The 8,657-nt window shown below is 67.7% G+C and carries 9 protein-coding genes; all 9 read left to right on the top strand.

Features of this window, described 5'->3' with window-relative positions; all coding sequences use genetic code 11:
* Positions 1 to 500 (top strand): GNAT family N-acetyltransferase (locus tag AB4Y99_RS21600; RefSeq protein ID WP_441524775.1); only part of this gene is annotated, 500 nt, incomplete at its 5' end.
* Between the two features lie 81 nt (positions 501 to 581).
* Entirely contained in the window at positions 582 to 1,382 is an 801-nt protein-coding gene (locus tag AB4Y99_RS21595) for a lysophospholipid acyltransferase family protein (RefSeq protein ID WP_038365090.1), read from the top strand.
* A 106-nt stretch (positions 1,383 to 1,488) separates the two neighbouring features.
* A complete protein-coding gene (gene miaB, locus AB4Y99_RS21590; RefSeq protein WP_441524774.1) occupies positions 1,489 to 2,859 on the top strand; it encodes a tRNA (N6-isopentenyl adenosine(37)-C2)-methylthiotransferase MiaB in 1,371 nt (456 codons plus the stop codon).
* A gap of 156 nt (positions 2,860 to 3,015) precedes the next feature.
* Positions 3,016 to 4,170, top strand: coding sequence for a PhoH family protein (locus AB4Y99_RS21585; protein ID WP_081925517.1), 1,155 nt, complete (start codon positions 3,016 to 3,018; stop codon positions 4,168 to 4,170).
* Positions 4,167 to 4,751, top strand: coding sequence for an rRNA maturation RNase YbeY (gene ybeY / locus AB4Y99_RS21580; RefSeq protein WP_441524773.1), 585 nt, complete (start codon positions 4,167 to 4,169; stop codon positions 4,749 to 4,751). The genes AB4Y99_RS21585 and ybeY overlap by 4 nt, the downstream gene beginning before the upstream one ends.
* The gene (locus AB4Y99_RS21575; RefSeq protein WP_441524772.1) at positions 4,748 to 5,737 is read left to right on the top strand and encodes a hemolysin family protein; all 990 of its coding nucleotides are present in this window, start codon (positions 4,748 to 4,750) and stop codon (positions 5,735 to 5,737) included. The genes ybeY and AB4Y99_RS21575 overlap by 4 nt, the downstream gene beginning before the upstream one ends.
* Positions 5,737 to 7,329 carry an apolipoprotein N-acyltransferase gene (lnt, locus tag AB4Y99_RS21570; protein WP_441524771.1) on the top strand — a complete coding sequence of 531 codons (1,593 nt, stop codon included), beginning with the start codon at positions 5,737 to 5,739 and terminating at the stop codon, positions 7,327 to 7,329. Before AB4Y99_RS21575 ends, lnt begins: the two co-directional genes overlap by 1 nt.
* A 124-nt stretch (positions 7,330 to 7,453) precedes the next feature.
* On the top strand, positions 7,454 to 7,867 hold the full coding sequence (locus tag AB4Y99_RS21565) for a helix-turn-helix domain-containing protein (RefSeq protein WP_038365350.1): 414 nt from the start codon (positions 7,454 to 7,456) through the stop codon (positions 7,865 to 7,867).
* Positions 7,868 to 7,978: 111 nt separating this feature from the next.
* A partial coding sequence (locus AB4Y99_RS21560) for an S-adenosylmethionine synthetase N-terminal domain-containing protein (RefSeq protein ID WP_441524770.1) occupies positions 7,979 to 8,657 on the top strand: 679 nt, incomplete at its 3' end.

The following is an 8,657-nucleotide window of genomic DNA, read 5'->3' as shown; positions in this document are numbered from 1 at the left end:
GCATGGATTGGTTGCGCAGGCTCCTTCATCCCGGTTCGGCTCCCGCGCGGACGGGGCGCCTCGATGTCGCCCATGCGCGGCAGGTCGCGTCGCTGCATCATCTGGGCGGCTTCGCCCGCGGCTGGGAGCCTTCCGAATGCGCCGCGCTGATTGCCGATTCGGGTGTCGTGGCCGATGGCGTCTTCAGCGGCGGCGGCCATAGCCCGGATGGTTTCGTGATGTCGCGCAAGGCGGCGGACGAGGCCGAGATCCTCAGCATCGTCGTTTCTCCGGCACGGCGACGGGACGGGCTCGGCCGCACCCTGCTCGCCGTCCATCTCGCCCATCTGGCGAGCGAGGGCATCACGCAGGTCTTCCTCGAGGTCGAGGAGGGCAACGAGCCGGCGGAGCGGCTCTATCGCCATTTCGGCTTYCGCGAGGTTGGSCGCCGCAAGGGCTACTAYCCCAAGSCCGACGGCWCGCGCGCCACCGCSRTCRCSATGCGGCTCGATCTCGCGTGACATCCGCCCGCAATCGGGCGATGAGAAGCCCTTGCATCCCATCAGGACCGACCCGACGCCGATGACCGGAACCGCTCGCGCATGAACGGACTATCCGCAGGCGCCCTGCTCCGCCTTGCGCTGCTCGGGCTCGGCACGCTCGCCTTGGTGCCGTTGCAGCTCGTGGTCCTCCGCGCATGGCCGGCGCAGGCCGGCGTCCTGCCGCTGCGCTTCCATCGGCTCGTCTGCTTCTGCCTCGGCGTGCGCCGCCGGGTCAGGGGCACGCCGCCATCGCCCGGAGCGGGCGCGCTGATCGTCGCCAACCATGTTTCCTGGCTCGATATCTGCGTGCTCGGGGCCGAGCAGAAGCTCGCCTTCGTCGCCAAGAGCGAGGTCGCGAGCTGGCCCGTCATCGGCTTCCTGGCGAAGCTCCAGCATACGGTCTTCATCGACCGCCAGCGCCGCAGCGCCACGGCCGGCGTCGCCGCGGCGATGGGTGCGCGCATCGCGGCGGGGGAGGACATCGTCCTCTTCGCCGAGGGCACGACCGGGGACGGAACGCGCATCCTGCCCTTCCGCTCCTCGCTGCTCGGCGCCGCCCATCAGGCGATGGGCGACACCGAAAGCGACGTGACGGTCTATCCGCTGGCCGTCACCTATACCGGCTGGCAGGGCCTGCCCGGCGGGCGCATCGAGCGCGGCGCGCTCGCCTGGTATGGCGATACCGAGCTCGTGCCGCATCTCAGGCATGTGCTCGCCTGCGGAAAGGTCGATGTCGAACTGGTCTGGGGCGCGCCGATCGTGATGGGCCGGGCGACCTCGCGCAAGGAGGCGACGCGGCTGGCGGAGGCGACGGTGCGCGCCGCCCGCCGCGAAGCCGTGACCGGCCGTCCCGCCGGGTAAGGAAGCCCTGGCCCGCCGCTTGCTTTCCGTCCGTTGCGGCATGGCGGTGATTTTCAAGCCGCGCGAACCGGAGTAAGGAGACGGTTTGGAGATCCCGACCGCGACGATGAAGAAAGTCCACATCAAGTCCTTCGGCTGCCAGATGAACGTCTATGACGGGCAGCGCATGGCCGAYATCCTGGGCGAGCAGGGCTATGAGGAGACGGCGACGCCGGAAGGCGCGGATCTGATCCTGCTCAACACCTGCCATATCCGCGACCGTGCCGTGCAGAAGGTCTATACCGAACTCGGCAAGCTTCGCGACATCAAGAACGCCCAGAAGGCCGAGGGCCAGGAGACGAAGATCGTCGTTGCCGGCTGCGTCGCCCAGGCCGAGGGCGGCGAGATCCAGCGCCGCCAGCCGGCGGTCGACCTCGTCGTCGGCCCGCAGGCCTATCACCGCCTGCCCGAGCTTCTGGCCGAGGCGGCGGGCAAGCGCGTCGTCGATACCGATCTCCCCATCGAGGACAAGTTCGGCTTCCTGCCGGCGCCCAGGCCTCAGGTCATTCGCGCGCGCGGCGTCTCCGCTTTCGTCACGGTGCAGGAAGGTTGTGACAAGTTCTGCGCTTTCTGCGTCGTGCCCTATACGCGCGGCGCCGAGTTCTCGCGCCCGGTGGCGCAGGTGGTGGCAGAGGTCGAGCGGCTGGCGGAAGCCGGCGTGCGCGACGTCACTTTGATCGGCCAGAACGTCAACGCCTATCACGGCGAAGGCCCGGACGGCGCCGTCTGGGGCCTCGCGCGATTGATGCATCGCGTCGCCGAGGTGCCGGGCATCGCCCGCATCCGCTATACCACCAGCCACCCCCGGGACATGGACGACGATCTCATCGCCGCTCATCGCGATCTGCCCCAGGTGATGCCTTTCCTGCACCTGCCGGTGCAGGCGGGCTCGGACCGCATCCTCGCGGCGATGAACCGCAAGCACACCGGCGACGAGTATCGCCGCCTGATCGAGCGCATCCGCACGGCACGCCCGGACATCGCGCTGTCCTCCGACTTCATCGTCGGCTTTCCCGGTGAGACCGATGCCGATTTCGAGGACACGATCCGCCTCGTCGACGAGATCGGCTTCGCCTCGAGCTATTCCTTCAAATATTCGTCGCGTCCCGGCACGCCTGCCGCCGATCTCGACGGGCAGATTCCGCGCGCCGTCATGGACGAGCGGCTCTATCGATTGCAGGAGCGGATCGAGCACCATCGCCAGGCCTTCAACGCCGCGATGGTCGGACGGGCTGTGGATGTGTTGCTGGAAYGTGCCGGGCGCCACCCGGGACAGCTTGCCGGCAAGTCGCCCTATCTGCAGGCTGTGCAGATCGACAGCGAGACGAATCAGATCGGGGATATCGTGCGGGTGGTGATCGAGCGCACCAGCACCAATTCGCTCTTCGGCCGCAAATTTGAGGCCGGGGCAGGTTCGCGAAAGGAAATGGCCGCTTGAGCGCGCGCCCTCTCGCCCCCATCTGCGGGTTGAGCACACCCTGTCATCAGGCTGAAATTGTTGCGTTCGGATATGCTGTGAGACGACCGGGCCGGTCGTTCCTGTCCGGCCGGAATAACCGTCAGGGAGATGACGCATTTGGCACAGGCTGATTCGATGACGCCGAAACCCGACCGGACCCCGCGGCGCGAGATCGCGCCGGCGCGCGGGGAGAGCCTCGCCCGCGAGGGCCTGCCGGCGACCGAGGTGACGTTGAGTTTCGAAGACAATCGCCTCGCCAGCCTGGTCTTCGGCCAGTACGACCAGAACCTCGCTCATCTCGAGCGGCGGCTCGGCGTCGTCGTCAATCCCAATGGCAACCATGTCACGGCGAAGGGACCGCGCGAGACGGCCGAGCAGGCTGTCCGCGTGCTGAAGACGCTCTATGCCCGCGCCAAGGCCGGCGCGGCGGTGACGCTCGGCGATGTCGACGGTGCGATCGAGGAGAGCAACGTCCAGCGCTCGCTCTTCCCGACGGCGGACACCGGCAAGGCCTCCTTCGACGCGATCGTTACCAGGAAGCGGGGCCCTGTAAGAGCCCGCAACGCGGCGCAGGACGCCTATCTGCGCCAGCTCAAGCGCCATGAGCTCGTTCTCGCCGAGGGGCCGGCCGGCACCGGCAAGACCTGGCTCGCGGTCGGGCATGCCGTCTCGCTGATCGAGCAGGGCGTGGTCGAGCGGATGATCCTGTCGCGCCCGGCCGTCGAGGCGGGTGAGCGCCTCGGCTTCCTGCCCGGTGACATGCGCGAGAAGGTCGATCCCTATCTGCGGCCGATCTACGACGCGCTCAACGACTTCATGGAGGCGCGCCATGTCGAGCGCGGCCTGCAGACCGGCATGATCGAGATCGCGCCGCTCGCCTTCATGCGCGGCCGGACCCTGACCAATGCCGTCGTGCTGCTCGACGAGGCGCAGAACGCCACCTCGATGCAGATGAAGATGTTCCTCACCCGCCTGGGCGAGGGCTCGCGCATGATCATCACCGGCGATCCCTCGCAGATCGACCTGCCGCCCGGCCAGCGCTCCGGCCTCGTCGAGGCGGCGAAGCTGCTCAAGGACGTCGAGGGCATCGGCTATGCCCGCTTCGAGGAGGGCGATGTCGTCCGCCACGATCTGGTGCGCCGCATCGTGATGGCCTATGAGGCGTCGGCGAGGCGCGAACGCGAGGAGCGCGAGGAAGCGATGCGCAATTCCGCAGCGGCTCCCGAGGCGCATCGCGAGGGCGACAGTGAAGGATTGAAGCGGATGTTGGCGCGGGAGCGGCCGCGATGAAGGATCGACCTCGCGCGCGGCGTTCGGCGCCGCCCGCGGAGAGCCTTCCGGCTCTGGTTCTCGATATCCGTGCCGAGTCGCGCCGCTGGCGCGAGCTGGGCAATCTCGCAGCCTTGCGCGCCATCGCCGGTGAGGCGATTCGTGCGGGGCTCGCCGTCGCGCCGCGCCGGCCCCTGGACGGCGCCGAGCTCAGCCTGCTCCTGACCGACGACCGGCGCATCCGCCTCGTCAACCGCGACTGGCGCGGCTTCGACAAGGCGACCAACGTGCTCTCCTTCCCGGCCGCGCCGCCGGAGCGCATCGCGACCAGCCCGCTGCTCGGCGACATCGTCGTCGCCTACGAGACCGTGGCGCGCGAGGCCGAAGCCGAGGGCAAGAGCTTTCCCGACCATTTCCGCCATCTCGTCATCCACGGGCTGCTGCACCTGCTCGGCGAGGATCACGAGACCGAGGCCGAGGCGCGCCGCATGGAAGCGCTCGAGGTCGAGGCGCTCGCGCGTCTCGGCATTGCCGACCCTTACGCCGATGCCGAGCTCGTGACCGAGCCGGCCCCGTCTTTCTCAGAACATTCACGGCCATGAGCGACGACAGTCGACAATCCCAGAACGAAACCGCCGGCCGGGGCCTCGGCCACTGGCTCGGCCAGTTCCTCGACCGGCTCGGATTGCGCGGCGGCGGCACGGCGCGGGAGGAGATCGTCGAGGCGCTGGCTGAGGCGAATGGCGAATTGGCTGACCTCTCGGCGCAGGAGCGCGCCATGCTCACCAATGTGCTGGGCCTGCGCGAGCGCCGCGTCAGCGATGTCATGATACCCCGGGCCGACATCGTCGCGGTGCCGGCGGATGTCACGCTCGACCAGCTCCTCGCCCATTTCCGCACGGCCGGCCATTCGCGCCTGCCGGTCTTCGACGATTCGCTCGATGATCCCCGCGGCATGGTCCATATCCGCGATTTCCTCGAATACATCGCCGAGAAAGCCCATCCCGCGGGCATGGCCGGCAGCGATACCGAGGAGGCGCAGACGGCTCCGCACGATCTGGCGGCGGTCGATCTTTCCACCCCGCTCGCGGCGACGAAGCTGCTGCGCCCCGTCCTCTACGTTCCGCCGTCGATGCCGGCGGTGGACCTGCTCGTCCGCATGCAGGCGACCCGCACCCATATCGCCCTCGTGATCGACGAATATGGCGGCACGGACGGGCTCGTCTCGATCGAGGACCTGATCGAGATCGTCGTCGGCRATATCGAGGACGAGCACGACATGGAGGAGGCGCCGATCACGCCGGCCGGCGACGACTGCTTCACGGCCGATGCACGCGCCACCCTCGACGAACTCAAGCAGGCGACCGGGGTCGATCTCTCCGGCAACGAGGTCGCCGACGACATCGACACGCTGGGCGGGCTGATCGTCACGCTCGCCGGCCGCGTTCCGGCGCAGGGCGAGATCGTTGACGGACCCGAGGGCCTGTCCTTCGAGGTCCTCGATTCCGATCAGCGCCGCGTGAAGCGCCTGACCATCCGTCGCCGCGACCGGACGGCGCCTGAAGAAGCGGCGATGGAGCCCGGCTGATGCCGATCACTGGGGTCGCGGAGGCCGTCATCCTGGCCTGGGGATGGCGCAGGCGGCTCATCGCCTTTGCCGCTGGCGCCAGCGGCGCGCTCGCCTTGCCGCCGCTGGATCTGTGGCCGCTCGTCGTCCTGCCGATGACCTTTGCCATCTGGCTGATGGACGGCGCGGTCGGGACGACGCGCTGGCAACGCTTCCGCTCCGCCTTCGTGGCCGGCTGGTGGTGGGGCTTCGGCTTCTTCGTCGCCGGGTTGTGGTGGCTCGGCGCCGCCTTTCTGGTCGAGGCCGACAAGTTTGCCTGGGCGATGCCGCTCGGCGTCGTCGCGCTGCCGGCTTTCCTCGCGGTATTTCCGGCTTTCGCCTTCGGCGCGGCGCGGCTGTTCTGGCCGAAGGGCGCGGGCCGCATCCTTGTCCTCGCCGCGATGCTGGGGATCAGCGAGTGGCTGCGCGGCCATGTGCTGACCGGTTTCCCCTGGAACGTCTACGGCATGATGCTGGCCGGCGAGATCCATCTCGCGCAGGTCGCTTCGCTCTTCGGGCTCTATGGGCTCACGCTCTTCGCCGTGGCAATCGGCGCGGCACCCGCGACGCTGGGCACTGCGGCGGGCCCGTCCGGGCGCTGGGCGCCGTCGCTATTGGCGTTGGCCGCTCTCGCGGCCTTCTTCGCCTATGGCGTCTGGCGCGTGCCGTCCGGCCCCTCGCCGCTGGTCGCCGGCGTCAAATTGCGGCTGATGCAGCCGAACCTGCCGCAGGACGCCAAGTTCAACGGCAATAACGGCGCGGCGATCCTCGACCACTATCTCGAGCTCAGCGACCGGGCGACGAGTCCGCAGACGCCGGGCCTCCAGAACGTCACCCATGTGATCTGGCCCGAATCCGCCTTCCCCTTCCTGCTCGGGCGCACCCCGCAAGCGCTCGCGCGCATCGCGGCCGCCCTGCCGCCGGACGTGACCCTGATCACCGGCGCGGCAAGGGCCGGCGAGATTCTGCCGGGCGAGGGCCGGCCGCCGATCTACAACTCCATTCAGGTCGTGAACGACGAGGGCGCCATCGTCGCGAGCTACGACAAGGTCCATCTCGTGCCCTTCGGCGAATATCTGCCGCCGATCCTCGGCACGCTGATCCGCGCCGTCGGCCTGTCGCAGTTCGTCTCGGTTCCCGGAGGATTTTCGGCGGGAAGCACGCATTTGCCCCTGGCGATCAAGGGGCTGCCGACCGCGGCGCCATTGATCTGCTACGAGGCCGTCTTTCCCGGCGCGGTTGTGCCGCGGGGGCCGCGCCCGGCCTTTTTCCTGAACCTCACCAATGATGGCTGGTTCGGCCAGACTAGCGGTCCCTATCAGCACTTCGCCCAGGCGCGGCTGCGCAGCATCGAGGAAGGCCTGCCGCTCGTCCGCGTCGCCAACACCGGCATTTCCGGTGTCGTCGACGCCTATGGCCGCGTCGTCGCCAGCCTGCCGCTCGGCAGCGAAGGCGTGCTGGATGCTGGCCTGCCGCGCTCAGGCGCCCCGACATTCTATGCGCGATGGGGCGATCTGGTCTTCGCCGGACTCTTGGCCCTTTTCCTCGCTCTGGCCCGGATTTTGCGGGTCTGAGGGCCCAACATTAACTTTTTCGAGACCAGTGGACCGGATCGCTGGCTTGTAATACATCACGRCCTCCGCGCCGACCAGGAATGCGGCTCCTGGCCAAGACAATGATGCTAGGACAGGTTGAATGATGATCAAGAAGGTACCCAATCCGATCGACCGCCATGTAGGCAGCCGGGTTCGGATGCGACGCATGCTTGCCGGGATCAGCCAGGAGAGGCTGGGCGAGGCCTTGGGGCTGACGTTCCAGCAGGTCCAGAAATACGAGAAGGGCTCGAATCGCATCAGCGCGAGCCGCCTGCAGCAGATCGCCAAGATGCTCGATGTGCCGGTAGCCTTCTTCTTCGACGGAGCGCCGAGCGGCGATATGCCGGCCGGCGGCTTTTCCGATTCCGCGGCGACGACCTATATTTCGGATTTCCTGTCGACCAGCGAAGGCGTGCAGCTCACCAAGGCCTTCACCCGCATCAAGAATAGTCGGGTCCGCCGCCGTGTCATCGATCTGGTCGAGGCCCTGGCCGAGGAAGACAGCGAAAAGGTCTAGTTTTCGCTTCGTTTTGTTCGACTTGTCGAACGATCTTCCCGATAAACGAATTATAGCGCTTGACGGCGAACGCGTCCGGCTGCATTGACGGGGCGTTTTCCATGCTGGCGCATGCCGCGCCAGGCGCTTTCATCGTGCCCAGATTCAAGGGAAGCCGCGACCGTGTCACGCCAGAATTACCTGTTCACCAGCGAATCGGTCTCGGAAGGCCACCCCGACAAGGTCTGCGACCGCATCTCGGACGAGATCGTCGATCTGTTCTTCAAGGAGGCGGTGAAGGCCGGCTATGAGCCGTCCAAGGTCCGCGTYGCGGCCGAGACSCTGGCGACGACGAACCGTGTCGTCATCGCCGGCGAGGTCCGCACCCATCTCGACGAGAAGCAGATCAAGTCGAAGGTGAAGTCGGCGGCCCGCAAGGCGATCCGCARCATCGGCTACGAGCAGGCCGGYTTCCACTGGAAGACCTGCAAGATCGACGTGCTGCTGCACCCGCAATCGGCCGACATCGCCCAGGGCGTTGACGAGTCCGGCAACAAGGATGTCGGTGCCGGCGACCAGGGCATCATGTTCGGCTATGCCAGCCGCGAGACGCCCGAACTGCTGCCCGCCCCGATCTACTACGCCCACAAGATCCTGGAGACGCTGACGCTCGCCCGCAAGAAGGGCGAGGGCGACGCCGCCAAGCTCGGCCCCGACGCCAAGAGCCAGGTCACCGTCAAGTACGAGAACGGCAAGCCGGTCGGCGTCACCCAGATCGTGCTCTCGACCCAGCATCTCGATGAAAGCCTGT

Origin of the sequence: Allobosea sp. TAB14 (assembly GCF_052113865.1) — a bacterium.
GTDB lineage: Bacteria > Pseudomonadota > Alphaproteobacteria > Rhizobiales > Beijerinckiaceae > Allobosea > Allobosea spartocytisi.
The sequence above is the reverse complement of the archived record's forward strand: the minus strand, read 5'-3'. Positions and strand labels throughout refer to the sequence as shown.

What these genes read in the sequence shown, in the direction of transcription:
- AB4Y99_RS21595 (WP_038365090.1), top strand. Translation starts at nt 582, where the DNA reads ATGAACGGACTATCCGCAGGCGCCCTGCTCCGCCTTGCGCTGCTCGGG.
- AB4Y99_RS21585 (WP_081925517.1), top strand. Translation starts at nt 3,016, where the DNA reads ATGACGCCGAAACCCGACCGGACCCCGCGGCGCGAGATCGCGCCGGCG.
- ybeY (WP_441524773.1), top strand. Translation starts at nt 4,167, where the DNA reads ATGAAGGATCGACCTCGCGCGCGGCGTTCGGCGCCGCCCGCGGAGAGC.
- lnt (WP_441524771.1), top strand. Translation starts at nt 5,737, where the DNA reads ATGCCGATCACTGGGGTCGCGGAGGCCGTCATCCTGGCCTGGGGATGG.
- AB4Y99_RS21565 (WP_038365350.1), top strand. Translation starts at nt 7,454, where the DNA reads ATGATCAAGAAGGTACCCAATCCGATCGACCGCCATGTAGGCAGCCGG.